The following is a 24,132-nucleotide window of genomic DNA, read 5'->3' on the forward strand; positions in this document are numbered from 1 at the left end:
AATGTCAGACAAAAAAGTGAAACGTGGTGTCGAGCTAAAAAAAGAGTGGCTAAAGGATCGATTTGAAGAAGGACTTATGTTTAAAAAGCTAGATGTAAAAGGAAAGGTGTTCATTGAACACCTTCCAGCTGAGTATGCATGGGTGCCTATCTCTGCACCAGGATACACATTCATCAATTGCTTTTGGGTATCGGGGCGTTTTAAAGGGCAAGGCTATGGTGCACAGCTCTTAGAAGAATGTATGCAAGATTCTAAAGCGAAAGGAAAGCATGGAATCGTTGTTATTTCAAGCAAGAAAAAACGCCCCTATTTATCAGATGGCGGCTACTTAAAGAAAAAAGGGTTTCAAGTATGTGATACAGCACCGCCTTATTTTGAATTACTTGTATACAAACTTGATCCAAATGCTCCTTCACCACATTTCACAGCAAGCGCCAAGGACATGAAGATTCCAAATCAAAACGGCTTGGTTGTCTATTATACAAATCAGTGTCCTTATACTGATTATTACATTCATCAAGAATTAGCCAATATCACTCAGCAATATCACATCCCTTTCAAATGCATTCAGTTGACATCGCGAGAAGATGCGCAGCATGCTCCTTGTGCCTTCACGACATACGGAGCTTTTTATAACGGAGAATTTTTAACACATGAAATTTTAAGTGCAAAAAAATTTGAAAAAGTCATGATGAACATGCAGCAAATATAGAAAGGAGCATTACAAAAATATGTACGAAGAAGTAATCTCTTTATTACATAAGACAAATGTTTCTTATGAAAAATTTGAACATGAACCAGTTCTCGATTATGAGACAGATCGTGTTGTTCGTGAACGCCTTGGCTTGCAGGGTGCTCCAAGTAAAAGCTTATTTTTAAAATCAAAATCTGGATCCTATTACGTTTTCTTCACATTGGAAGGAACTCGTCTCGAGAGAAACGAAATGAAGGAAATCACGGGGCAGCGCTTATCAATTTGTTCACCTGATGAACTAAGAGAACAAACAGGATGTATTCCGGGATGCGTCGCTCCTTTTGGCTATTCACAGAATGTAACAATTATTGTGGATAGTTCCGTCTATGCCTATGACAAAATTTTAATTACACCGGGTGTTCCGGAATTTACAATTGAATTATCCACAGAAGAATTGAAAAAGATTTTATCCACATGTCAAAATACCGTTTTAGAATATAGAAAAACAAATTGAAAAACTGCGGTAAAACTTCCTTTATTGTTTCCTATTTAGTTGTGTTTGAAGTAAAAAAATCCTTCTTAGTTTTCACGCTAAGAAGGATTTTTTACTATTATTTTGCTTGTGCTGTATTTTCTTTTGCAGAACGTACTTGCTCATCTGCATGGTAAGAAGAACGAACAAGCGGGCCAGCTTCACAGTGGCTAAATCCTTTGCTAAGAGCAATTTCTTTTAACTCTGCAAATTCAGCTGGTGTGTAGTATTTAATAACTGGTAAATGCTTTTTAGATGGTTGTAGGTATTGTCCAAGTGTTAAAATATCCACATTGTTCGCACGTAAGTCGTCCATTGCTTCAATTAAATCTTCTCTTGTTTCACCCAGTCCCACCATAATGCTAGATTTAGTTGGAATATCAGGTTGCATTTCTTTTGCACGACGTAAAAACTCTAATGAACGATCATATTTTGCTCTAGCGCGAACTCGGTCAGATAATCGACGTACTGTTTCAATGTTATGGTTTAAAATATCCGGTTTTGCATCCATTAACATTTTTAAATTTTCTTCTACCCCGCCCATATCAGATGGCAGTACTTCAATAGACGTGAATGGATTTTTGCGACGAACAGCGCGCACTGTTTCAGCAAAAACAGCAGCTCCGCCATCTTTCAAATCATCACGTGCAACCGCTGTTATAACAACGTGTTTTAAGCCCATGTGTACTACAGAATCTGCTACGCGTTCTGGCTCTTGTAAATCAAGCTCCGTTGGTAAGCCTGTTTTAACCGCACAAAAACGACAAGCGCGTGTACAAACCGCACCTAAAATCATAAACGTTGCTGTTTTTCTTACAGCCCAGCATTCGTGAATATTCGGACATTTCGCCTCTTCACAAACGGTATGTAACTGCTTAGAACGCATCATTTTCTTTAAGCCTGTATAGTTTTCATTTGTATTTAACTTAATTTTCAACCATTCGGGCTTGCGCTTATATTCTGTTTGTTTTGTCATGTTATCAACTCCGCACAATATGAAATAGTTTACCGTGTTCGCTTCTTTCAATGTAACATATCTATTCTAACGTATGAAAGCGATTTGCTCAAATGAAGATTCCAAGAATTTTTACCAATGATTTACTATAATGAAATATCTCGTATATCCCACACTAAAAAGAGTGATGTTGTGAAAGGAGTTTATTTTTATGCTTCGAAAGATTGCCTTATTGCTTTCTATTTGTTTTCTTCTTGGGCAAGGCATTGCCTATGGTGAAGTGAATCAAAATCAAATATACGAAAAGCGCATGACACTATATAAAGAAACTGAAAAAGATGCTAATATTCCATGGTATTACTTAGCCGCAATTGATCAATATGAACGCAATATACGGAGCGTAAGAAAAGATATTCCGAAAAAGCCCGATGCTATCATATCAATTTACTTTAAACCGGAAATGTGGGCTGGACCTGCCAATGGTTCTACTAACGATACTCTTCCCCACACGATTTCTCTGTTTGGGGGGATTGGTTTAGATGGCGATAAAGATGGAATTGCAAATGCAAATAACGACCGAGACCTTTTGCATACAATGGCAACTATTATAAAAAAGCAAGGGACTTCAGAAGACCGTATTAAAATTATGCTCTGGGAATATTATAGACGTGCAAAAACGGTTGAATTAATTACCGAATATGCTCGAATCTATAAGCACTATGGTCGTATTAACTTAGAAGGGAATGCTTTCCCTCTTCCTGTCCATAGCGACAATAGCTACCGTAGTACATTTGGCGCTGGGCGGAGTTTTGGAGGAAGACGTATTCATGAAGGCACCGATATTTTCGCAAGGCACGGTGTACCAGTAAGATCTACCTGCTACGGCGTTATTGAAACAAAAGGTTGGAATCGCCTTGGTGGTTGGCGCATCGGCATTCGTGATTTATATAACAATTATCATTATTACGCACATTTAGGTGGCTTTTCTAAAGAAATACAGCTAGGACAAATTGTAGAGCCAGGAACCGTTCTTGGCTTCGTTGGTAACACAGGTTATGGACCTCCTGGTACAGCTGGAAAGTTCCCACCACACTTGCACTTTGGATTATATAAAGACAACGGGTATACAGAATGGGCTTTTGATCCGTATATGCATTTAAGTTTGTGGGAGCGGAAAGAACGTGCGAATTTAAAAAATAACCGTAGCTAATTGCTACGGTTGTTTCCTTTTAAGTACTATAATGTCTTTTCAAACTTACTCATCCGTTATAATACATATTTTATTAATCCTCTGCTTTATTTGATAAAAATTTCCATATTTTTAGTATTAGCTTAAAAAAACAATAAAACACAAAAAAGTTAAAGATAAACCCCAATGGATTAAAACCAAGCATCCCCCTACCAAAATAAGTGAAATTTTCTGCAGGTATACCAAAGTGAAGAAATTCCCCATTACTTAGTCCTGTTGTAGGAATAAAGGCAAAAACAATAACAAAAATCAGACTTATAAAATACAACTTCTTTTTGGTTGAATCCATTTTTCTGTGGCTTAACAAATGATAAGTTATTAAGGATACTATCCCTAAAAAGAAAAGTATTTCTCCCATTTGACACCCCACACTTATTTTAATATCTTCAACTTCTCGAGTCACCTTCTATTATAAATATGGAATGATATGTAATTTTATTTATCTTTCCATTTTACAAAAATAAGTAAAAACAAAAAAGCGAATGATTTAATCATCCGCTTTCTTCCCTTTACTATCTGGCATAACAACTCCGCCGCTTCCATAATAAGATGGTACCTCTCCTTGTACAATTCGCGTTGCAATTGGGATATTTTGTTTTACTGTAATTTCTTTTGTACGAAATGGAATAATTACCTGTAGCGTAACCTGTACTTCCATAACAACTTCAATCGCTGTATTGTTAATTCCATGCGGTTTTACATTTTGCTTAATATCCGTATTCACATGACCAATTGTTGTAAAATCAATCGGAATATTCGGCCCTAAATTACCAAGGAGTGCATTATCCGTTATGCGTCCAAGAGGAACAGACATTGACACTCCGCTCTCTTCTGGAAGACCGAGTGCCTTCATATCCCCCTTCTCCACTTGATGCAAATATTTCTCTATGTATGCAGTAGTCGATGTCAAAATCTCATTTACTTGCTTTGTATTTAAATCGATTGTGGATACTCTTCCATTCTTATCGTTTTGTACTTTCATTAATGAATCCACATCAAACCCTTCCTTAATTCGATCCTTTACCGCTTTCGTCATCACAACCGTTGCCATTTTATGTGTCTGCGTTTCTCCATATTTTATTAATGTAGGTTGAATACTTTTATTCACAATCCAGAATCCTTGTAAAGTTAACAATAAAAAAATGATAAACGAAATGAGTAGTACATGCCGAAAGGGGAGTGGTCCTTTTCGGAAACGCGAAGCTTTTGGACGAAATGTACGCATAAAAAAACCCTCCTTCTTATATCATTTCTATGCAAGAAAGAGGGACGATATATACTTATATCATTTTTAATAAAGCATCTTTTCCAATTGTTCCTGCTGGAATGCCTAGAGCCTCGGCTTCAGTCGTTACCGATTCAAGCGGCGCTTCAAGAAGCTGCTCAATCGTTCTCACACCAACTGCGCGGCCAGCAATAATACCTCGGTCCCCTAACTTCTCGTTTAATAGACCGACATCTAAAGCTCCACACATAATATATCCCTTATCGCTCATAACAGCCAGCAAATTTGTTTTCGGAAGCTTTACGCTAACCGCTATAAACGTATAGTTATCAATGATAATTGGTTCCACATTAACCATAGTTCACACACTCCTCTCTTTCTTATCTTTATGAAAAGAGAAAAATGAGTGTTACAGGTTAACTAGCCTATAGTTTGATGGAAGATGTATAAGTTATCAACATCTCTGTTAACACATCTCGCAATAACTCTGGCATATAATATTGTTTTTCAGAAAGTGTGGATAGTTCTGGGTATAAGTACCCGAATGTAAACATATCAATCGTTCCGACAGTATATATACGTTCTAACTCTAATGATTCTCCATTAATCAATACATCTTCGAGTAAAATTTTATTTCCAGGAATCGTATCTAATGTAACTTCCAGGCCATCATAAATCATTTTCCCCATAACTTTCCCACGAAAACCAAGGCCTTTTACCTCAAGTTGTTCCATATTTGGACGACGTGCTTTTAAAATAACATCTCGTAATGTTTTTCCTTTTACTTTTAGTGCACATGGATTAATAGGATGTGGACAAATGCGGTGGATATCTCCGCGCGTTACAATTCCTTCTTCTAATCCTTCTAATAACACACCCGCATTGACCATCCCAATTTCCGCATTACACCATTTTTTTAATGCACTTGCTAACATACGGGAAATTTGTGTCTCCTGGAACCAATCAATCGGCAATGGTTCTTTTAACTCAACAATCGGATCTGCCATAATGAGTTCGCTTTCTTTCTCTAACGCTTCAATCGTCGGCAATGACTCTCCGTAAGCTGACAGACGATTTGTACGAATCGCTCTCCCATCCTTTTCTGTCACTCTTTTTGTCTCTAGATCCACCGTTAGCTGAACATGTCCGACATAATGCCCCCACTTTTCTCCGCAGCAAAGCAAAGTCCCCTTCACAAGAACACCACGCTCAAACAAATGATGTGTATGTGCCCCTAAAATAACATCAATATCATAATGCTCTGCCATATACTCATCTGCATTCTTTCCAAGATGAGAAAGAACGACAGTAACATCAGCTTTTTCTTTCACTTCTTCTAAAATCACTTCCAAATGTGCAATCGGATCTTCAATATGCCAATCCAGCATTTCATAGAACTCTGGATAAGCTACCGTTAAGCCGATAAAAGCAATCGTAACTCCATCTGCAGTTGTATGCAGCTTGTACGGTTTTGCCCAATTAGGACGCGTTCCATTTCTTTCAAATAAATTAGCTACAAGCACCTCAAAATTCGCTTCATCATATAAATGTTCAAGATGCTCCTTCGCTAATGTAATTCCTTCGTTATTTCCAATCGTTACATAATCATATAACGCTTCGTTTAATAATTTCGTATTGCCCTTTCCATTCGTTGCTTCCGTTATACGATGAAAACGATCCACATGATCGCCAATATCTAATGTGAAAACAGATTCTCCTGCTTTCTGTCTGCGCTTTTTCTCTTCTTGTACAAAACGAGAAATTTGCGGCCAGTTTTCAAAATGACTATGTATATCGTTTGTATGATAAAGGTGAATGATTGTTTCTTTATTTATATCCAGAGAAAAAACCTCCTCTCAATTCCTTACTGCCTTTTACGCTATCTACTTGCAATAATCCTGTAAATACTTTTCGCCTTTTCTTGCTATTTTACATTGTACTCTGATTGGGGAAAAAAGCAAAAAGATACCTTTTAATTAGAAAATTTCCACACTAAAATGGATGTATGGAGGTGATTCCTTTGTTTAACAAATATAGCTTTCTCTCTCTGTGGGTTACATTAGCTGGAGTTGTTTCATTTTCACTCAGTTATGCCCTTGCAGCAAATTTAAGTTTTTTACCAATCATTTTCTTTTTTATTAGCACCGCTTGCATCATCCTCGGCCTCATATTCAGCATGATAGCTATAAACAAGAACGAACCAAGCAAATGGAAGTTTGTCGGTATTTTTGTTCCACTTCTAGCTGTTATTTTCATATTACTCATCCCTGTTCTTATTGGAGCATTTGGATTTAGAGAACCGTAAAAGCGCCCATCGTACGACTTTAACACTTTGGAATTTTTACGGTACAGCTAACAAAACTCTTTATCTTTTTTGAATACTTAGACCGTTTAAACAGAAGCTATCCCATATACTGGGATAGCTTCTGTTTTAGAAAATAAAGAAAAGATAAGTTGTAATAAATGTTGCTGCAATATAAATGCTTTCTTTTACAATTCCCCATACTTTTTTCTCCATGCTCCTTTCGCAAATTGCTTCATATGTTCCACCTCCCGTTATTCCCATTTATCTATTTTTTAGAAATTCCTTAAAAATTTTTAAGAGGATTTCTAAATGTTTTAACTACACATAATAGACTTTTGCATTCACACTTATAACGTTCTTGATACGCTATCTAAAATAAATTTGAATATACTCACTCCATGATTAAACCTACTATTCATTTACATGAGTACCCTTTACAAAAAAAAATCTGGAAAATCATTGCATTTTTGATATAAAATTTATATATTGTATATAGAGTATATATACAATATAAAGACTAAGAGGGATTTGCATGCAAATAATTATTTCAAACAGTTCTAAGGAGCCGATTTACGAACAAATTACCAATCAAATAAAATCACTAATTTTGAGTGGTGATTTAAAAGAGGGAACGACACTCCCATCAATGCGCCAGCTCGCCAAGGATTTGCAAGTCAGTATTATTACGACAAAGCGCGCGTATGAGGAGCTAGAAAGAACAGGATTTATTTATTCGATTGTAGGTAAGGGCTCTTTTGTTGCTGAACAAAATTTAGATGTAGTACGTGAGAAAAAATTAAAAGTTATTGAAGAACAGTTATTGTCTGTCATTACGAATAGTAAGGAAATTGGGCTACCCTTAACGGAACTGCGAGAATTATTAACTATTTTATATGAGGAGTAAAATGTATGGAGAATATAGTAGAGCTACACAATGTTAGTAAAACATTTCAAGGTTTTTCGATAGAGCAATTAAATTTACAAATCAAAAAAGGATTTGTAACAGGCTTCATTGGCGCAAATGGTGCTGGGAAGTCGACAGCCATTAAAATGATGATGAACTTATTAAAGCCAGATGCAGGTGAGATTAAAATTTTCGGCTTAGACTACGCATCACACGAAAAGGAAATTAAGGAGCGCATCGGTTTTGTTTTTGATAGTAACGTATTTTATGAGGGCTTAAATCTAAAGGATATTAAGCGAATGGTCGCACCAGCTTACAAAAATTGGGACGAGATGATATTTAAGCAGTATGTAGAGCAGTTTGAACTGCCGATGAATAAAGCGATTAAAACTTTTTCAAAAGGTATGCAGATGAAGGCTTCATTAGCACTTGCTCTATCACATCATGCTGAGTTGATTATTATGGATGAGCCAACAGCAGGTTTAGACCCAATATTTAGACGTGAGTTACTCAATTTACTGCATGAATTAATGCTTGATGGCAATCGCACAATTTTCTTCTCTACACATATTACGACGGATTTAGATCGCATCGCTGATTTTATTGCCTTTTTAAAAAAGGGACAATTAATGTTTAATCAGTCAATTCATGAGGTGGAAGAAAACTATGCATTAGTAAAAGGCAGTACGGATTTATTAGATCGCGATACAGAAAAAGCCTTTATGCATATTCATCGTGCACCGACTGGCTTTGAGGCATTAACAAATAATGTAGCTGAAGTTGAACAAATTTTTGGTAATGAGGTTATGATTGAACGCGCCTCATTAGAAGATATTATGTATTACTCGAAAGGAGTAGGGCACCATGCTTAATTTAATCAAGCGCGATTTAATTTTACAGAAGAAACAATTACTAGTTTATTTAGGCTTCATTATCTTTTTTATTGTGATGAACAAGCACCCTATTTTAATATTTACGATTGCAAGTATTTTGATTCCATTTAATACGCATGCCTATGATGCAAAGGCAGAAACAAATATTTTATTAAATTCTTTGCCATATACACGTAAGGAAATTGTCGCTTCACGTTATATTGGAGCAATTGTCTACATGTTTTTGGCAATTGCTGTAACAAGCGCAATGCTTATCATCTTCCAAAAGTCATTTACTGTAGAGCATATTGTAATGGGCAATGCATTATTTTTGCTATTTGCAGCCATTACATTTCCACTATTTTATCAATTTAAACAAGATCATATGCTTTTGATTATTATGGCTTTATTTTTAGTATTAACTGCTTTTGGTCCAGGTGCTGTACAATTTCTTGCAACAGAGTTTAGTACCGTTACTGATACTATTTTCAGCTTATCTATACCTACTTTGTATGCCATAGCTACGATGATTATCGTATGTGCTTATATCATTTCATGTGGGGTATCATTAATCATTTATCAACGTAAAGCATTTTAATTCAGAATTTTCCGCATTGTACAATAAAATAAAAATTGAATATGTTACCTTTTTGAAGGAGCAAAATCCGGTGAGATTTCATCGGATTTTATTTATGTACGAAAATTAATTTCAAAATATTTTTTGTATAACATATCTAATATCATCGTAAGTGATTTGTTAAATTTAAAATTAAACTAATTTTATTTTCAGTATAGGTGGGATACAAATATTGATGTGACGAGATTTTTAAAATATTATCCTTTACATTGTACTCTCATTGAATGAAAAGATAACTAAGGCGTATATATCACCTTAGTTATCTGTCGTTACATCATAATCATATAGTACCTCTATTAACTAATGACTAATATTAGCACTTGGGTATAATGTCGTTCCTCCAACTGAAACTTTAATTTCATTTGTTAATGGAACATTTTGTTCATTAATAATTGTTCTCCACCATTCCCATGCAAGACCTGTACATTCTCTTGCTACAACTTTTACATTTTTTGAATTCGGTGAAAGTGGTATAACTGTATTGAAATGAGCAGTTCTGTCTCTGTTGTTTCCTTCCCAAGTTTTATGGGTTAGTACTTCTTTTCCATTTTGATCATATGAGAATTCATCCCAAGATACATCAAATTGAGCAACATATCCACCAGTATGATCAAGCGTCATTTTAGCACTAGAATATTCTGTAGTTGTAGTCTCAATATAATCTGTATTGTTATGAACAGCAGCCGTTGCGTTATCTTTTAAGAAAGTGCTTGTATATGAAATTGGGTATGCTGGATTTTTAGAACTTAATTCCGCATTATCTTTAATGATATTTCGGATTTCATTAAAATCTTTTGTAACAACCTTGTTATGCTCTTTTGCATCTCCGCCTAATACTACAGCAGTAAAGGTACTGTCTTCAAAAATATCTTTGTACTGTCCACTCGCTTCAACGCCTTGACCCTTAATTAAGGCTTTAAAAGCAGTTTGTACATCTTTGCTCTTAGATGATGTTTCTAATTTCACATAAACTGTTCTACCATAAGCTACATTTGACACCATAACAGGCGGAGCCGCATTACTTACCCCTTTACGAGTTAACTCACCAAAAGTAACACTATTATCAAAAAGATCTGATGGATTGTTAGGTAGTTCTGCACTTACGGTATAAAAGATTTGTTTATATGCCGCAACCATCACTTTTTTCTCTCCATCTGCAATCGCTTTAAAATCAATGTTCAGTGCATTGTCAAGATATTTAGCGTTAACATTAAGAGCACTTGCGATTTGAGATTTACTATACACCATAGATTCTGTATACTGCATTCTTGCAGGTAACGTATGTGTTTTTGAATACTTTTCATTCCAAGTAGATACTAATTCATCTACTGCTCCAGACACATTACCATATGTAGGATTTTGGACAGTAATTGTATTGTCTTTTCTCATGCCAGGTAAGTCTATACTAATATTCAAAGGTTTTCTCTTAGCTACTAACAAACTAGGTTGATTATCTGCAAAAGCTTTATTTGCAAGTTGTACTGCTCCTGGATAAGTACGATTAGCCACAGAATCAATAATCGAAATATCGACTGGTGAAGTTGTAAGTGATTTTTTCTCACGTTCAACTACTACAAATTTACCATTTGAATTTGTACTTTCTTTCGGAACAAAACTCTCTACTTTATCACCATTTACTGCTAAAACCTCTTGATTATTATACTTAAGATTTGCTATGCCAGTATCAATGCCACTAGCATTTTTTGTTACATCCGCTGAATTACCTGTTTTTGTTTCCGCGAAGGAAATAGAAGAATAATTAATAGTGCATAAGCCAATTGATAAACATGCTAGTAATTTTATTCCTTTAATACTTTTTTTAATTTTCAAAAAACTCAACTCCTTTTTTAGAATAATTTTATTGCATCAGCTAAATTACTTGTTTATGTTTCAGCGAAGGAAATAAACGAATAATTAATAGTACATAAACCAACTAATAAACACACTAGTAATTTTATTCCTTCAACATGGTTTAGAACTCTTAAAATACTCACCTCCTTTTTTTAAAAATTATATCATAAAATCTTAATTTTTGTATATTGATAAAATTTTTTCACTTACTCAAACTAGATAGTTTTTCAGCGACTTTTCACATGTCCAACATCATCGCAAGGTCTTTATATCGTGTCAAAGCACCGTTATTTCAAAAATAACACCGATATATCGGGAGAAACGATTGATATATTTTCATCCAATTAAAAAAGCGCCCTGTAAACAGGGCGCTTCTACTTTTAAATTAACCGATACTACCTTCCATCTCAAACTTGATTAGACGGTTCATTTCAACTGCGTATTCCATTGGAAGTTCGCGAGTGAATGGCTCAATGAAGCCCATTACGATCATTTCTGTAGCTTCTTGCTCAGAGATACCGCGGCTCATTAGGTAGAATAATTGTTCTTCTGATACTTTTGATACTTTCGCTTCGTGCTCAAGTGAAACGTGATCGTTTTTGATCTCGTTGTAAGGAATTGTATCAGATGTTGATTGGTTATCCATGATTAACGTATCACATTCGATGTTAGAGCGAGAGTTTGTCGCTTTTGGTCCGAAGTGTACGATACCACGGTACGTTACTTTACCACCATGTTTCGCAATCGATTTAGAAACGATTGTTGAAGATGTGTTTGGTGCTAAGTGAATCATTTTCGCACCAGCATCTTGGTGTTGGCCTTTACCAGCAATCGCGATAGATAATGTTAAACCACGAGCGCCTTCGCCTTTTAAGATAACTGCTGGGTATTTCATCGTTAATTTAGATCCGATGTTACCGTCAATCCATTCCATCGTTGCGTTCGCTTCACAAACAGCACGTTTTGTAACTAGGTTGTATACGTTGTTTGCCCAGTTTTGGATTGTAGTGTAACGGCAATATGCATCTTTCTTAATGATGATTTCTACTACCGCACTGTGCAGTGAATTTGTTGTGTAAACAGGAGCTGTACAACCTTCTACGTAGTGTACATGTGCGCCTTCGTCTACGATAATAAGCGTACGCTCGAATTGTCCCATATTTTCAGAGTTAATACGGAAATACGCTTGAAGTGGTGTATCAACTTTGATACCTTTTGGAACGTAGATGAACGATCCACCAGACCAAACTGCAGAGTTTAATGCTGCGAATTTGTTGTCAGTTGGTGGGATTACTTTTCCGAAATGCTCACGGAAAATATCTTCGTTCTCTTTTAATGCGCTATCTGTATCTTTGAAGACGATTCCTAGAGCTTCTAGGTCCTCTTTCATGTTGTGGTATACAACTTCAGATTCGTACTGTGCAGATACACCAGCTAAATATTTTTGCTCAGCTTCTGGAATACCTAATTTATCAAATGTCGCTTTAATTTCGTCAGGTACTTCATCCCAAGACTTCTCAGATTTCTCAGATGGTTTTACGTAGTACGTAATTTCATCAAAATCTAAGTCATTTAAGTCGCCGCCCCATTGTGGCATTGGCATTTCATAGAACTTATCCAGTGATTTTAAACGGAAGTCTAACATCCACTGTGGTTCTTCTTTCATACGTGAAATCTCTTCAACGATTTCTTTTGTTAAACCGCGTCCAGCACGGAAAATCGAAACATCTTTATCCTTGAAACCATATTTATAATCGCCGATATCTGGCAGTTTCTTCGCCATGTTGGTATGTCCCTCCTTAGATAACCTCGTGTTTAGGAACCTGTAACATTACTTATCTTCGTTTAAGCCTTTTTCTAACGCTTTCCAAGCTAATGTTGCACATTTAATACGTGCTGGAAACTTGCATACGCCTTGTAATGCTTCAATATCTCCTAAATCTACGCTGTCATCATACTCTTTTCCTAGCATCATATCAGAGAAAATTTTAGAAAGCTGAAGTGCTTCTTCAATTTTCTTTCCTTTTACTGCTTGCGTCATCATCGAAGCCGAAGACATAGAAATCGAACAACCTTCTCCTTCAAACTTCGCCTCTTTAACAATTCCCTCTTCTACTTTCATCGTAAGTTGAATACGATCGCCGCAAGTTGGATTGTTCAAATTAACTGTAACACTATCATCTAACACGCCATGGTTACGAGGATTTTTATAATGATCCATAATAACTTGACGATATAACGTATCTAAATTATTAAAAGACATTTGTGAAATACTCCTTTGTTTTCGTTAGCGCTTCAACAAATGTATCAATTTCTTCTTTTGTATTATATAAATAGAAGCTTGCACGTGCTGTAGAAGAAGCTTTTAGCCACTTCATAAGCGGTTGTGCACAGTGATGTCCTGCGCGAACCGCAATGCCTTCTACATCTAATACTGTTGCTACATCATGCGGATGTACTTCATCAATATTAAATGTAACAAGACCAGCGCGATGCTTTGGTCCATAAATTGTAACGCCATCTACTTCTGATAGTCTTTCTAAAGCGTACTGCGCTAATTCATGTTCATGCTTTTCAATATTATCAAGACCGATTTCTTCTAGGAAATCAATTGCCGCTCCAAGTCCGATCGCATTACCGATAATCGGTGTACCTGCTTCAAACTTCCACGGAAGCTCTTTCCACGTAGAATCTTGTAAGTCTACGAAATCAATCATTTCGCCGCCAAATTCAATTGGCTCCATATTGTCTAGCAATTCTTTCTTACCATATAATACGCCGACACCTGTAGGCCCGCACATTTTATGAGCGGATAATGCGTAGAAATCACAGTTTAAATCTTGTACATCCACTTTCATATGAGGTGTACTTTGTGCACCGTCAACGACCATAATTGCACCATTTTGATGAGCGATTTCTGCGATTTCTTTTACAGGGTTAATCGTTCCAAGTACGTTAGACACATACATAATAGAAACGATTTTTGTATTCTGTGTAATTGTTTGACGTGCATCTTCTAATGAGATTGTTCCGTCTGGCTGAAGCGGAAGATATTTTAAAGTTGCGCCTGTTTTCTTCGCAACTTGTTGCCACGGAATAATATTACTATGATGCTCCATGTAAGAGATGACGATTTCATCGCCCTCTTTTACATTTTCACGGCCATAGCTTGCTGCTACTGTATTTAATGCAGTTGTTGTTCCGCGCGTGAAAATAACTTCTTCCATTGATTTCGCGTTAATAAACTTGCGAACCTTCTCACGTGCACCTTCATACGCATCGGTAGCTTTCGTACCGAGCGTATGAACACCGCGATGCACGTTAGAATTGTATTCTTTATAGTAACGTTCTAACGTTTCAATGACTTGAATTGGCTTTTGAGAAGTTGCTGCACTATCGAAATAAACAAGTTGTTTGCCGTTCACTTTTTGATCAAGAATTGGAAACTGTTTGCGTATTTCATGAATATCCATTAGCGAACTTTCCTTTCAATTACCTCAACAAGCTGTGCTTTTACTCCTTCAATTGGAAGCTCATTCACTACAGGTGCTAAGAATCCATGGATGACTAAACGTTCTGCTTCTTTCTTCGGAATACCACGACTCATTAAGTAGTATAGTTGTACTGGATCTACGCGGCCTACAGAAGCTGCGTGACCTGCCATTACATCGTCTTCGTCAATTAGAAGAATTGGGTTTGCATCGCCGCGAGCTTTCTCATTTAACATAAGAACGCGAGAAGATTGTTGTGCATTTGATTTAGATGCACCGTGTTCAATTTTACCAATTCCGTTAAAGATAGATGTTGCGCTATCTGTTTGTACACCGTGTTTTAAAATGAATCCTTCAGAGTGTTTACCGAAGTGAACAACTTTAGTTGTAAAGTTTTGTGTTTGGTTACCACGGCCAATTGTTACTGTTTTTGTATCAGCAAATGATCCGTCGCCCATTAAGTTCGTTACATTCTCTGAAATTGTATTTCCGTCATTCATAAGACCTAATGCCCACTCAATACGGCCGTCACGTCCTACAACGCCGCGGCGGTTTACGTAAGTTGTTACATCTTTCGCTAATAGATCAACTGCACCAAATTTCACTTGTGCACCTTGTTCTACGATTACTTCTGCCACGATGTTTGCAATACCTGTAACAGTTTCATTTGCTACGTAGTTTTCTACATATGTTGCAGAACTGTTCGCGTCAGCTACAAATAATACATGGTTATATACATTTGCTTCTTCGCCGTCTACTAAGAATACAGCTTGAAGTGGTGTTTCAAGAACAACGTTTTTCGGAACATATACAAATGCACCGCCGTTGATTAATGCTGCATGAAGTGCTGTTAAACGATGCTCATCCACTTTCACGCCGTCTTTCATTAAATACTTTTGTACTAATTCAGCATGCTCAGTTGCAGCTGTTACGATATCTGTGAAAATAACACCTTTTTCTTTTGCTTCATCAGCTAAAGAAACAAATGCAGTTGTACCTGTACGTTGTACTAGTACGCTGTTATTTTCATCGATTAAATTTTTCACTGCTTCTGGAAGTTCCGTTAAAGAACTTACAGGCTCTTGCTTAGCAGTGTGGCCTTTTCCGATAAAGTCCCATTTATCGATTTTTGTTTTATCAGGCGTTGGCATTGGAAGTTCAGTTGCTTGTGCAAGAGCTTGTAAGCGGAACTCAGTCAACCAAGCAGCTTCGTTTACTTCGCTTGCGCGCTGACGGATTGTTTCTTGATCGAAAGGTAATGTACCGATTGTCATATTTATGCTCCTCTCTTACGCTTCTTGCTCTGCTGTTTCGTCTTCAATACCTAATTCTTTTTTGATCCAGTCGTAACCTTCAGCTTCTAGACGTTGTGCAAGCTCAGGGCCACCAGATTTAACGATGCGACCGTTCATCATAACGTGAACGAAGTCTGGAGTAATGTAGTTTAATAAACGTTGGTAATGCGTAATCATTAGGCAGCCGAACTCTTCGCCGCGCATTTCGTTAATACCTTTAGATACAACTTTTAATGCATCGATATCAAGACCAGAGTCGATTTCGTCTAAGATTGCGATTTTTGGCTCAATCATCATTAATTGAAGAATTTCGTTACGTTTTTTCTCACCGCCAGAGAAACCTTCGTTTAAGTAACGTTGTGCCATTTCTGGATCCATTTCTAGGAATTCCATGTTTTTATCTAATGTACGGATAAATTTCATAAGAGAAATTTCATCGCCTTCCTCGCGTCGTGCATTAATTGCAGAACGTAAGAAGTCAGCGTTTGTTACTCCGCTAATTTCACTTGGATATTGCATTGCTAGGAATAGACCTGCTTGTGCGCGCTCATCTACTTCCATTTCTAATACATCTTCACCGTCGATGATGATGCTTCCTTCTGTTACTTCATATTTTGGGTGACCCATAATTGCAGAAGATAAAGTTGATTTACCTGTTCCATTAGGTCCCATAATTGCGTGGATTTCTCCACCTTTTACTTCAAGGTTTACACCTTTTAAAATTTCTTTACCATCGATTGATACATGTAAGTCTTTAACCGTTAATGTAGAACCAGCCATCTCAATACCTCCATTAATCCTCTATATACATTTTAAAAATTCCTAAAACATTCACATTCTCATTTTATTCTCATTCTCATTTTATATCAAATAAAATGTTATCGCAAACGCTGAGAAAATGTAACAATTTTTTCACAAATGTATATAAGTACTTCCCTCACATCCTCTTATGATACACTTTTCTTCTTATATATAAAGAAAAAAGGGCTAGAAATTTCCTAGCCCTTTCCTACGCCTATTCACTTACTGGAAGTACAGCGCCCTTATATTCTTTCTTAATAAAATCTTGAATTTCTTTTGAGTGTAACACTTCTACAAGCTCTTTAATTTCTTTTCTATTTTCGTCACCTTTACGAACCGCAATAATATTTGCATAAGGAGACTCTGATCCTTCAAGAGCAATTGCATCTTTTGTTGGGTATAATTTTGCATCAATTGCATAGTTTGAGTTAATGAATAATGCGTCACCTTCGTTGTTCTCATATAATTTTGGTGTAAGACCTGGCTCCACATCTGTTTTAAACTTCAAGTTTTTCGGATTTTCCACAATATCTTTTTCTGTCGCTTTGACGATATCTACGCCATCTTTCAGTTTAATAACGCCGCCTTTTTGCAGAAGTCCTAACATACGTCCACGCTCTGATACGTTATTACTCATAATCACTGTTCCGCCGTTTGGAAGATCTTTTAAGTTTTTATATTTCTTTGAGTAAATCCCCATCGGCTCTAAATGAATTTTCCCTGCGTTTACAAATTTGTATCCTTTTTCTTGAATCTCTTTATCTAAATACGGAATATGTTGGAAATAGTTTGCATCAAGATCTTTATCAGCTAGTGCTTTATTTGGCAATACGTAATCTTGGAATGGCTTAATATCTAATTTAATCCCTTTTTTCTCTAAGATTGGTTTCGCTTTTTCTAGAATAACTGCATGCGGTACGTTAGAAGCACCAACTACAAGTTTCTTTTCGTCTTTTCCGCCGCTACAAGCAGCTAATGCAAACACAAATACAGCAAGAAGTGCTGAAAGTAATACCTTTTTCATGTTATGACACCCTTTCTTTTTTTCAATATTCAAAATTAAAAAGCTGTAGGAAGTCTTCGTCTTACACGAAGACTTCTCTTTATCTTTTATCAAGACGCTTCGTGAGCAAGTCACCAAGCATTTGAATGATAAATACAATCACAAGTACAAGAATTGTTGCCATAAGCGTTACATCACTATTATTGCGCTGAAACCCTTCTAAATAAGCAAGTGTACCAAGTCCACCTGCTCCGACCACTCCAGCCATTGCTGTGTAACCGACAAGCGCAATAGCTGTTACCGTAATCCCGGAAACAAGCGCTGGCAAAGATTCTGGTATAAGTACTTTTAAAATAATTGTACTTGTCTTTGCTCCCATCGCCTTTGATGCTTCAATGACACCTTTATCAATTTCACGAAGTGCGATTTCGACCATTCTCGCATAGAACGGTGCTGCCCCAACAATTAATGCTGGTAATGCGGCACTTGCACCTAGAATCGTGTTTAGAAGAAGCTTCGTAAATGGAATAAGTAAAATGATTAAAATAATAAACGGGATCGAACGAAAAATATTTACAAACGCACCAATTACAATATTAACTGGCTTGTTTTCCCAGAGATTATCTTTTCCTGTCAGAAACAGTAGCAATCCCAAAATAAGACCTAAGACAAACGTTGCAAGCGCGGCAACTGCCGTCATGTATAACGTTTCTCCCGTAGCCTCTAGCATTTTGTCCCAATCGACATTTTGAAACAAATTATCCATGTGCAATCACCTCCAGCTCGACTTGCTCTTGTTGAATCGTCGCAATTGCTTTTGCAACCACATCTTCAGCACCATTTAAGTGGACAATTAAACTTCCATACGCCCCGTTTGCCGTTTGTGCAATGTTCCCTTGCAGAATGCTTACTTCCACGCCATCTTGCTTCATGAGTTCCTGCAAGACAGGTCTTTCTACTACTTCACCAATAAATTGCAGCTTTACAACCTTGCCTTCCGGATACTTCTCTGCTAAATGTTCAATTGCTTCATCCGCATCTTCAGAATCTGTTATTTGCTTAACAAAACGCTTTGTAATCTCCTGCTGTGGATTACGGAATACATCTAGTACAGGACCAGTCTCCACAATTTTTCCTTTTTCCATTACCGCAACACGATTACAAATTTTTTGAATCACATGCATTTCATGTGTAATCAGTACAATTGTTAATCCAAGACGTTTATTAATATCTAATAGTAAATCTAAAATTTGATCTGTGGTTTCTGGATCAAGTGCTGATGTCGCTTCATCACACAAGAGCACCTTTGGATTATTCGCTAATGCTCTTGCAATCCCAACGCGTTGCTTTTGCCCGCCGCTCAATTGAGATGGATACGCATCACCTCTACCTTCCAATCCAACAAGATGAATCAACTCATCCACACGCTTTCTTCGCTGCACTTTATCTACACCTGCAATTTCAAGTGGAAAAGCGATATTTTCACGTACAGTTCGTGACCACAGTAAGTTAAAATGCTGAAAAATCATTCCAATTTCTTGTCTTGCCTTTCGAAGTTCACTCCCTGTAATTGTGGAAATAACTCGATTAGCTATCGTAATCTGTCCGGAAGTTGGTTTCTCTAATTGATTAAACAATCGAATTAAAGAACTTTTCCCAGCACCACTATATCCGATAACACCAAATATCTCACCTTTCTCTATTTTTAAATTGGCGTTATCCACAGCAGTGACATCACCGCTTTTTGACTTATATATTTTCTTTACGTTCTCTAATAGAATCATGGTGTATCACCCCTTTTTGATTTAAAAAGCGCAAGCGGCTTGCTCAGAACAAGAGGGCGTTGGAACCCCTGACATAGAGGCGCTTTTCACCTCGCAGGAAGGGGTGAAACGACCGAATGTTCTAGCCGCTGGAGCTAGATTTCTTAAAACGCATAAGCGGCTCTTTTTATTATTCGAACGTCCTCCTCATTCAAACAACAAAAAAACCTTTCTGCCTCTAGAATGAGCAGAAAGGTTTATATGCGTATATCAACATTATCCCTTCCTCTCATCTCTCAAAGCATTTGCTTTGCAGGAATTGGCACCATTTCAACATAAAAGTTGACGGTTGCCGGGTTTCATAGGGCTCAGTCCCTCCACCTCTCTTGATAAGAGAAATCAGATTCAATTTTCGTCTGATTTGAATTTTATGAAATTGTCTATATTTTATGAATTGAATTCTATCAATATACACCCACTATGTCAACAGGAATTTTCACAAAAAACGAAACTTCGGAATATTAAGCACCTACCGGCATTGGTTTACATATATGAAACACTGATTCAAATAATAGCATCGTGCGATACGTTCCAGAATAGTGTACACGCCCATTATTAATTAAAGTTTGTAACCGAATATTCCCAGTAACTAATCGCTGTAGGTCTTCCTCCCCAAAACAAACAATTTGTTCTGTTCCCTCGGTTCCTTTCAAAATTTGTATATACTCTCTTGAGATTTGAAGTGAATAACACTCAGCTCCCAAACGGATATTAATTATTTTTTCTCCTTGCCGTAGAAGTGGCTCTAAATGATATTGGCTATTGGCATACGTTACAAATGATTGAAGCAACGAATATAATCCCATTCTAATCACATCCTTCATATCACTTTCTACTAAATACCATTCCATCTTCTTAAAGGGCAATCCTGTTACTTTCTCTCGACAAATAACGTATCACTTCTATCTTTCAGGCATATTTCCCAAGAAATATGTCGAGGCGGCAAAAACATTGCCGCCTACTGTAATTCCGTATATAAATATTCAACTGAATGAAATGCATATATTTTCTTCATAAGTGTTCCCCGCTCAAATACGAGTAAACAAGGTACACTTTCTACCTCATATTCTCGCGCTAAATGCGGAGCGTAATTTAAATCTAGCATTCCTATTTCCAAATTAGATATAGTAGCTTCTACAACTGTTAACATCTTCTTTGCTAATTGGCATGTTCCACACATCGGTGTATATACATATAACACTGTTTTTTCTTGGTCTGCTATTAAAGCTGTAGCTTCAGCACCTGTCCAGTCAATCACTTCTATCATTCCTTACCGTAAATATTCTGTATAAACGTCAATGTCAGCTCCCCATAATACGTTCGCTAAATGATTAGAAGGAGCAGTTGCCACTTCACGATACGAACGATCAATGTAAATATGCTCAGCTTGCGGAAATTCTTTACGAAATTGTTTTCTGAGCTTTTCACCTGCAGCATCAGCATCCACTAGCACATATACTTCTTTATCAAAAAACTGATCAATGAGTTCATCCATTTTCGACAAACCAATTGTACCATTTGTACAAACAATTTCCACTGGTTCGCGAATAATAGATTCAATCTTTCTTCTATCTGATTTTCCTTCGACAATAATGACTTTCTCTACATAGACCATATGTCATCACCCGATCACCATATACTATAAAACAACCTTACTTTAGTATATAGTATATTCGTTCTTTTCATGTTGTTTCCTGTTTATTTTTGTGAAACTGTTTAGCCCTGTTGGCTAAGGCTCTTTCGCACAGAAGGCGTTTTTTGTCTTCTTGTGCGGAAGGTTCTTAGACATGAAGGGCTAGGAGGCGGAGCTGGACAAAGAAAAGTGGAAGCGGCTCGCTCAGAACAGAAGGACGTTGGAATTCCTGACGTAAAGACGCTTTTTTGCCTCGCAGGAAGAAGGGAATCCACCGAGCATCCTTACCGCTGGAGCTGGATTAAAAGAAAAGCGCAGGTGGCTCGCTCAGAATGTGAGGGGGATGGAGCTTCTAGCACAGAAGGTGTCCTTTTACGCAATGAAAAATAAAAAGGACAGCACATAGGCTGTCCTTTTTATCTCAACTAAAATTAGTCTTGGTTTGTCATTTCTGCGTATTGTTCTGCAGATAATAACTTCTCTACTTCACTTGCATCAGAAAGTTCAATCTTAACCATCCATGCACCTTCGTACGGAGATTCGTTAACAAGTTCTGGTTGGTCGCTTAATTCTTCGTTTACTGCCACAACTTTACCACTTACAGGTGCGTATAATTCAGAAACTGTTTTAACAGATTCTACGCTTCCGAATGGCTCGTCAGCTTCAAGTGTCGCACCTACTTCAGGAAGTTCAACGAATACGATATCGCCTAACTCACTTTGTGCAAAATGAGTAATACCGATAACAACTTCGTTGCCTTCAGTTTTTACCCATTCGTGTTCTTCAGAGTAACGTAAATGATTTGGAATGCTCATGACTGTACCTCCAGTGAATGTATTAATTATGTAAAAATACCTTATTGGTACTTTTTCCACACACTTTCAAACTGCTCTTCGTTAAAACCAAGTGTTACATTCGTGCCATCTGTTACGATTGGACGTTTAATCAACATGCCATCAGATGCTAATAGCTCAAACATTTCGTCTTCACTTGCATCTTTTAACTTATCTTTTAAGCCAAGTTCACGGTAACGCATTCCACTTGTATTAAAGAATTTTTTTAATGGCAATTCACTTTTCGCATGTAAATTACGCAAATCTTCTTTTGATGGTGGATTTTCAACAATATGAATCATTTCATATGCTACATCGTTTGCCTCAAACCATTTTTTTGCTTTTTGACATGTGCCACACTTTGGATATGAATAAAATGTTACTGCCATAAATTCACCTACTTTTTACTAACCTTTACCTTTATCATATAGAAAACGTTTTATTATTTCAAACGATTCTTCTCCAAACTTTAACTTATTTCGCGACAATTTTCTTTTATCCTGCAAATTTTCCTTATTTTCCGCCATTTAAAGAAAAATAATATATAAAAAAATAAATATAAAAATTTCCCCTCTTCATTCATTATGTATCATTTAGACCGAACATACATCTTAAACAAACGTTTATTTAAATAACTAAAAAATAAAAAGCCCCTAGTCCGGAGCTTCTCAATGCCTGCTCAAATAATCTGCAATCGTTTGAAATACGTATATATACATATTATGAATACTTTGCTCCGAAATCGTATCATTGTATAAACCAGTGCCCCAATACTGCCCTTCACTACTTCCTAGATTTACAAATCCTTGTGTATACATCATTGCTTTATCTGTTGGTGCATTGTTATAATCCAAATCTTTTTCTATAAAAATCAAATATGGCTTATCCTTTAAACCGATAAAAAACACTGGCTTTTTTAACCCTAAAAATAGCTCTGTATATTTTTCTTCTGATGCTTCTTGAAAATATTCTTTCATAACGAGAAATCCGTCGACTTTCTCTGATTTCTCTTTTATCTGATCTAAATTCACCTTCACAAACTTTATGTTTCTAAATGTATCCTTTGGCGCCTCACCGATAACTCCAATTACAAGCGCTCTCCCGCTATACTCTAAAGCAGATGGCACATCCTTATTCTTTGCACATCCAGCTCCCACGAGACATAACAATATAAGAACCAACAAAATAAGCAAACGTTTCATATCTCATCCTCCCATTAAAAGTCAAGTGACAAAAATGTAAGGTTAATGCAAAAAAATGTAAGTAAAATCAATAGCCCATTTTGATTTTCTATATTATAATCAACTGGATTTACTTACATTACTAAACACTAGGAGATAGTCATGAAAAAATATAAACTTTCATCTTTTCTTCCATTAAGTTATATACTTCTACTCGTACTCGTAAGTCCCCTTTACGATGTACTGAATAAATCTGGTGTTCATGCTGTTGATGTTACAACAGTAGTTGATGATTGGATTCCATTTGTGAAGGCATTTATTATTCCGTATTTAATTTGGTTCCCATACTTATACGGCGCACTCATTTATTATTGCTTTAAAGATCGAAAACAATATTATGTAACATTAAGCAGCGTTATCCTAGGAAAGCTTACGTGCTTTTCGATTTACTACTTTTGGCAAACAACCGTACCACGTCCAACAGTAGTAGGGACAGATGTATTTTCTGACTTAGTTCGCTATATTTATAGCATTGATCAACCTGTAAACTGTTTTCCTAGCATCCACGTTCTCACAACATTTGTAATTATGTTAGCTGCTTATAAGCGAAGAGAGCAGCATAGATGGGAATATTTGATCCTTACTTTCTTTGGTACACTCATTGTTTTATCAACGCTATTTACAAAGCAGCATGCCTTCTTAGATGCCGTTTCCGGTATGGCAGTTGCGAGTACACTATACTTCGGTGTGCAGCTTTTACTAGTAAACCGAAAAGACACGATTACAATTCCTGCGAGACAAACCTATAAAATGTAAACAAAAAAGCAGACTGTGGCTTCTTCAGTCTG

General features: G+C 36.7%; 30 protein-coding genes and 1 riboswitch. Of the genes, 9 read left to right on the forward strand and 21 right to left on the reverse strand.

Features of this window, described 5'->3' with window-relative positions; all coding sequences use genetic code 11:
* Position 1: 1 nt before the first annotated feature.
* Both NSQ40_RS25250 and NSQ40_RS25255 read left to right on the forward strand, forming a co-directional pair.
* Positions 2-712 (forward strand): N-acetyltransferase, encoded by a 711-nt coding sequence (locus tag NSQ40_RS25250; RefSeq protein ID WP_003201663.1) that lies wholly within the window; start codon positions 2-4, stop codon positions 710-712.
* 19 nt (positions 713-731) lie between these two features.
* Positions 732-1,208 (forward strand): YbaK/EbsC family protein, encoded by a 477-nt coding sequence (locus NSQ40_RS25255; protein ID WP_003201661.1) that lies wholly within the window; start codon positions 732-734, stop codon positions 1,206-1,208.
* Between the two features lie 97 nt (positions 1,209-1,305).
* Here NSQ40_RS25255 and lipA read toward each other — a convergent pair whose 3' ends face one another.
* Complete coding sequence (gene lipA, locus NSQ40_RS25260; RefSeq protein ID WP_003201659.1) at positions 1,306-2,202, reverse strand: lipoyl synthase; 897 nt, start codon at positions 2,200-2,202, stop codon at positions 1,306-1,308.
* A 190-nt stretch (positions 2,203-2,392) separates the two neighbouring features.
* Between lipA and NSQ40_RS25265 the strand changes: the two genes are divergently transcribed.
* Positions 2,393-3,391 carry a M23 family metallopeptidase gene (locus tag NSQ40_RS25265; RefSeq protein ID WP_003208964.1) on the forward strand — a complete coding sequence of 333 codons (999 nt, stop codon included), beginning with the start codon at positions 2,393-2,395 and terminating at the stop codon, positions 3,389-3,391.
* A 73-nt stretch (positions 3,392-3,464) separates the two neighbouring features.
* Here the strand turns inward: NSQ40_RS25265 and NSQ40_RS25270 are convergent, their stop codons facing one another.
* The 4 genes from NSQ40_RS25270 to NSQ40_RS25285 form a co-directional block, all read right to left on the reverse strand.
* Positions 3,465-3,788 (reverse strand): hypothetical protein, encoded by a 324-nt coding sequence (locus tag NSQ40_RS25270; RefSeq protein WP_026008713.1) that lies wholly within the window; start codon positions 3,786-3,788, stop codon positions 3,465-3,467.
* Positions 3,789-3,917: 129 nt separating this feature from the next.
* On the reverse strand, positions 3,918-4,655 hold the full coding sequence (gene yunB, locus NSQ40_RS25275; protein WP_003201655.1) for a sporulation protein YunB: 738 nt from the start codon (positions 4,653-4,655) through the stop codon (positions 3,918-3,920).
* Between the two features lie 55 nt (positions 4,656-4,710).
* Entirely contained in the window at positions 4,711-5,013 is a 303-nt protein-coding gene (locus NSQ40_RS25280; RefSeq protein ID WP_003201652.1) for a YunC family protein, read from the reverse strand.
* 67 nt (positions 5,014-5,080) lie between these two features.
* A complete protein-coding gene (locus NSQ40_RS25285; RefSeq protein ID WP_224796111.1) occupies positions 5,081-6,496 on the reverse strand; it encodes a bifunctional metallophosphatase/5'-nucleotidase in 1,416 nt (471 codons plus the stop codon).
* Between the two features lie 170 nt (positions 6,497-6,666).
* On the opposite strand from NSQ40_RS25285, the gene NSQ40_RS25290 reads away from it, so the two are divergent.
* The gene (locus NSQ40_RS25290; RefSeq protein ID WP_141522328.1) at positions 6,667-6,960 is read left to right on the forward strand and encodes a hypothetical protein; all 294 of its coding nucleotides are present in this window, start codon (positions 6,667-6,669) and stop codon (positions 6,958-6,960) included.
* Positions 6,961-7,086: 126 nt separating this feature from the next.
* Here NSQ40_RS25290 and NSQ40_RS25295 read toward each other — a convergent pair whose 3' ends face one another.
* Positions 7,087-7,221, reverse strand: a complete 135-nt coding sequence (locus NSQ40_RS25295; RefSeq protein WP_003201647.1) for a hypothetical protein — start codon at positions 7,219-7,221, stop codon at positions 7,087-7,089.
* 271 nt (positions 7,222-7,492) lie between these two features.
* Between NSQ40_RS25295 and NSQ40_RS25300 the strand changes: the two genes are divergently transcribed.
* The 3 genes from NSQ40_RS25300 to NSQ40_RS25310 are packed head-to-tail and all read left to right on the forward strand — an operon-like array spanning position 7,493 to position 9,334.
* Complete coding sequence (locus tag NSQ40_RS25300; RefSeq protein ID WP_003208951.1) at positions 7,493-7,864, forward strand: GntR family transcriptional regulator; 372 nt, start codon at positions 7,493-7,495, stop codon at positions 7,862-7,864.
* Between the two features lie 5 nt (positions 7,865-7,869).
* Positions 7,870-8,736, forward strand: coding sequence for an ABC transporter ATP-binding protein (locus tag NSQ40_RS25305; RefSeq protein WP_003201643.1), 867 nt, complete (start codon positions 7,870-7,872; stop codon positions 8,734-8,736).
* Positions 8,729-9,334, forward strand: coding sequence for an ABC-2 transporter permease (locus NSQ40_RS25310; RefSeq protein WP_033796523.1), 606 nt, complete (start codon positions 8,729-8,731; stop codon positions 9,332-9,334). Before NSQ40_RS25305 ends, NSQ40_RS25310 begins: the two co-directional genes overlap by 8 nt.
* Positions 9,335-9,673: 339 nt before the next feature.
* Here the strand turns inward: NSQ40_RS25310 and NSQ40_RS25315 are convergent, their stop codons facing one another.
* From NSQ40_RS25315 to NSQ40_RS25370, 12 genes are all read right to left on the reverse strand, one after another.
* A complete protein-coding gene (locus NSQ40_RS25315) occupies positions 9,674-11,212 on the reverse strand; it encodes a thiol-activated cytolysin family protein (RefSeq protein WP_341286157.1) in 1,539 nt (512 codons plus the stop codon).
* A gap of 397 nt (positions 11,213-11,609) precedes the next feature.
* Complete coding sequence (sufB, locus tag NSQ40_RS25320) at positions 11,610-13,007, reverse strand: Fe-S cluster assembly protein SufB (RefSeq protein ID WP_003201740.1); 1,398 nt, start codon at positions 13,005-13,007, stop codon at positions 11,610-11,612.
* Positions 13,008-13,055: 48 nt separating this feature from the next.
* Complete coding sequence (gene sufU, locus NSQ40_RS25325) at positions 13,056-13,487, reverse strand: Fe-S cluster assembly sulfur transfer protein SufU (protein ID WP_018782777.1); 432 nt, start codon at positions 13,485-13,487, stop codon at positions 13,056-13,058.
* Positions 13,477-14,697 (reverse strand): cysteine desulfurase SufS, encoded by a 1,221-nt coding sequence (gene sufS / locus NSQ40_RS25330; RefSeq protein ID WP_003201736.1) that lies wholly within the window; start codon positions 14,695-14,697, stop codon positions 13,477-13,479. The genes sufU and sufS overlap by 11 nt, the downstream gene beginning before the upstream one ends.
* Positions 14,697-15,989 (reverse strand): Fe-S cluster assembly protein SufD, encoded by a 1,293-nt coding sequence (gene sufD / locus NSQ40_RS25335; protein ID WP_003201733.1) that lies wholly within the window; start codon positions 15,987-15,989, stop codon positions 14,697-14,699. The genes sufS and sufD overlap by 1 nt, the downstream gene beginning before the upstream one ends.
* A gap of 15 nt (positions 15,990-16,004) precedes the next feature.
* On the reverse strand, positions 16,005-16,790 hold the full coding sequence (sufC, locus tag NSQ40_RS25340) for a Fe-S cluster assembly ATPase SufC (RefSeq protein ID WP_000929159.1): 786 nt from the start codon (positions 16,788-16,790) through the stop codon (positions 16,005-16,007).
* A 235-nt stretch (positions 16,791-17,025) separates the two neighbouring features.
* Entirely contained in the window at positions 17,026-17,835 is an 810-nt protein-coding gene (metQ, locus tag NSQ40_RS25345) for a methionine ABC transporter substrate-binding lipoprotein MetQ (protein ID WP_041488603.1), read from the reverse strand.
* A gap of 79 nt (positions 17,836-17,914) precedes the next feature.
* A complete protein-coding gene (locus NSQ40_RS25350) occupies positions 17,915-18,580 on the reverse strand; it encodes a methionine ABC transporter permease (protein ID WP_018765001.1) in 666 nt (221 codons plus the stop codon).
* A complete protein-coding gene (locus NSQ40_RS25355; RefSeq protein ID WP_003201726.1) occupies positions 18,573-19,598 on the reverse strand; it encodes a methionine ABC transporter ATP-binding protein in 1,026 nt (341 codons plus the stop codon). The genes NSQ40_RS25350 and NSQ40_RS25355 overlap by 8 nt, the downstream gene beginning before the upstream one ends.
* Positions 19,599-19,863: 265 nt before the next feature.
* A riboswitch (SAM riboswitch) is annotated at positions 19,864-19,973 on the reverse strand.
* Between the two features lie 125 nt (positions 19,974-20,098).
* Positions 20,099-20,443 (reverse strand): hypothetical protein, encoded by a 345-nt coding sequence (locus NSQ40_RS25360; protein WP_018782774.1) that lies wholly within the window; start codon positions 20,441-20,443, stop codon positions 20,099-20,101.
* Positions 20,444-20,595: 152 nt separating this feature from the next.
* Positions 20,596-20,904 (reverse strand): thioredoxin family protein, encoded by a 309-nt coding sequence (locus NSQ40_RS25365; protein ID WP_003201723.1) that lies wholly within the window; start codon positions 20,902-20,904, stop codon positions 20,596-20,598.
* 3 nt (positions 20,905-20,907) lie between these two features.
* Entirely contained in the window at positions 20,908-21,252 is a 345-nt protein-coding gene (locus NSQ40_RS25370; protein ID WP_000263236.1) for a toprim domain-containing protein, read from the reverse strand.
* A gap of 153 nt (positions 21,253-21,405) precedes the next feature.
* Here NSQ40_RS25370 and NSQ40_RS25375 point away from each other — a divergent pair, with 153 nt between their 5' ends.
* On the forward strand, positions 21,406-21,660 hold the full coding sequence (locus tag NSQ40_RS25375) for a hypothetical protein (protein WP_003201718.1): 255 nt from the start codon (positions 21,406-21,408) through the stop codon (positions 21,658-21,660).
* A gap of 41 nt (positions 21,661-21,701) precedes the next feature.
* Here the strand turns inward: NSQ40_RS25375 and gcvH are convergent, their stop codons facing one another.
* The 3 genes from gcvH to NSQ40_RS25390 all read right to left on the reverse strand — a co-directional run bounded on the left by gcvH (position 21,702) and on the right by NSQ40_RS25390 (position 23,305).
* Entirely contained in the window at positions 21,702-22,085 is a 384-nt protein-coding gene (gene gcvH / locus NSQ40_RS25380; protein WP_003201716.1) for a glycine cleavage system protein GcvH, read from the reverse strand.
* A 41-nt stretch (positions 22,086-22,126) separates the two neighbouring features.
* Positions 22,127-22,492, reverse strand: a complete 366-nt coding sequence (locus NSQ40_RS25385) for an arsenate reductase family protein (protein WP_003201715.1) — start codon at positions 22,490-22,492, stop codon at positions 22,127-22,129.
* 279 nt (positions 22,493-22,771) lie between these two features.
* Positions 22,772-23,305: a hypothetical protein gene (locus tag NSQ40_RS25390; protein ID WP_018782772.1), complete on the reverse strand. Its 534-nt coding sequence runs from the start codon at positions 23,303-23,305 to the stop codon at positions 22,772-22,774.
* Between the two features lie 141 nt (positions 23,306-23,446).
* On the opposite strand from NSQ40_RS25390, the gene NSQ40_RS25395 reads away from it, so the two are divergent.
* Entirely contained in the window at positions 23,447-24,100 is a 654-nt protein-coding gene (locus NSQ40_RS25395) for a phosphatase PAP2 family protein (RefSeq protein WP_003201709.1), read from the forward strand.
* Positions 24,101-24,132 lie beyond the last annotated feature (32 nt).

The organism is Bacillus sp. FSL K6-6038 (assembly GCF_038050455.1).
In the GTDB taxonomy this organism is placed as follows: Bacteria; Bacillota; Bacilli; order Bacillales; family Bacillaceae_G; genus Bacillus_A; species Bacillus_A pseudomycoides.

Excerpts from the sequence above, each read along its gene's own strand:
- NSQ40_RS25265 (WP_003208964.1), top strand. The coding sequence starts at position 2,393 with ATGCTTCGAAAGATTGCCTTATTGCTTTCTATTTGTTTTCTTCTTGGG.
- sufB (WP_003201740.1), bottom strand. The coding sequence starts at position 13,007 with ATGGCGAAGAAACTGCCAGATATCGGCGATTATAAATATGGTTTCAAG.
- NSQ40_RS25360 (WP_018782774.1), bottom strand. The coding sequence starts at position 20,443 with ATGGGATTATATTCGTTGCTTCAATCATTTGTAACGTATGCCAATAGC.
- NSQ40_RS25390 (WP_018782772.1), bottom strand. The coding sequence starts at position 23,305 with ATGAAACGTTTGCTTATTTTGTTGGTTCTTATATTGTTATGTCTCGTG.
- NSQ40_RS25310 (WP_033796523.1), top strand. The coding sequence starts at position 8,729 with ATGCTTAATTTAATCAAGCGCGATTTAATTTTACAGAAGAAACAATTA.
- NSQ40_RS25250 (WP_003201663.1), top strand. The coding sequence starts at position 2 with ATGTCAGACAAAAAAGTGAAACGTGGTGTCGAGCTAAAAAAAGAGTGG.
- NSQ40_RS25255 (WP_003201661.1), top strand. The coding sequence starts at position 732 with ATGTACGAAGAAGTAATCTCTTTATTACATAAGACAAATGTTTCTTAT.
- NSQ40_RS25280 (WP_003201652.1), bottom strand. The coding sequence starts at position 5,013 with ATGGTTAATGTGGAACCAATTATCATTGATAACTATACGTTTATAGCG.
- sufD (WP_003201733.1), bottom strand. The coding sequence starts at position 15,989 with ATGACAATCGGTACATTACCTTTCGATCAAGAAACAATCCGTCAGCGC.
- NSQ40_RS25300 (WP_003208951.1), top strand. The coding sequence starts at position 7,493 with ATGCAAATAATTATTTCAAACAGTTCTAAGGAGCCGATTTACGAACAA.
- NSQ40_RS25270 (WP_026008713.1), bottom strand. The coding sequence starts at position 3,788 with ATGGGAGAAATACTTTTCTTTTTAGGGATAGTATCCTTAATAACTTAT.
- lipA (WP_003201659.1), bottom strand. The coding sequence starts at position 2,202 with ATGACAAAACAAACAGAATATAAGCGCAAGCCCGAATGGTTGAAAATT.
- NSQ40_RS25305 (WP_003201643.1), top strand. The coding sequence starts at position 7,870 with ATGGAGAATATAGTAGAGCTACACAATGTTAGTAAAACATTTCAAGGT.
- NSQ40_RS25355 (WP_003201726.1), bottom strand. The coding sequence starts at position 19,598 with ATGATTCTATTAGAGAACGTAAAGAAAATATATAAGTCAAAAAGCGGT.
- NSQ40_RS25395 (WP_003201709.1), top strand. The coding sequence starts at position 23,447 with ATGAAAAAATATAAACTTTCATCTTTTCTTCCATTAAGTTATATACTT.
- NSQ40_RS25385 (WP_003201715.1), bottom strand. The coding sequence starts at position 22,492 with ATGGCAGTAACATTTTATTCATATCCAAAGTGTGGCACATGTCAAAAA.
- sufC (WP_000929159.1), bottom strand. The coding sequence starts at position 16,790 with ATGGCTGGTTCTACATTAACGGTTAAAGACTTACATGTATCAATCGAT.
- yunB (WP_003201655.1), bottom strand. The coding sequence starts at position 4,655 with ATGCGTACATTTCGTCCAAAAGCTTCGCGTTTCCGAAAAGGACCACTC.
- NSQ40_RS25295 (WP_003201647.1), bottom strand. The coding sequence starts at position 7,221 with ATGGGAATAACGGGAGGTGGAACATATGAAGCAATTTGCGAAAGGAGC.
- gcvH (WP_003201716.1), bottom strand. The coding sequence starts at position 22,085 with ATGAGCATTCCAAATCATTTACGTTACTCTGAAGAACACGAATGGGTA.
- sufS (WP_003201736.1), bottom strand. The coding sequence starts at position 14,697 with ATGGATATTCATGAAATACGCAAACAGTTTCCAATTCTTGATCAAAAA.
- metQ (WP_041488603.1), bottom strand. The coding sequence starts at position 17,835 with ATGAAAAAGGTATTACTTTCAGCACTTCTTGCTGTATTTGTGTTTGCA.
- NSQ40_RS25350 (WP_018765001.1), bottom strand. The coding sequence starts at position 18,580 with ATGGATAATTTGTTTCAAAATGTCGATTGGGACAAAATGCTAGAGGCT.
- sufU (WP_018782777.1), bottom strand. The coding sequence starts at position 13,487 with ATGTCTTTTAATAATTTAGATACGTTATATCGTCAAGTTATTATGGAT.
- NSQ40_RS25370 (WP_000263236.1), bottom strand. The coding sequence starts at position 21,252 with ATGGTCTATGTAGAGAAAGTCATTATTGTCGAAGGAAAATCAGATAGA.
- NSQ40_RS25365 (WP_003201723.1), bottom strand. The coding sequence starts at position 20,904 with ATGATAGAAGTGATTGACTGGACAGGTGCTGAAGCTACAGCTTTAATA.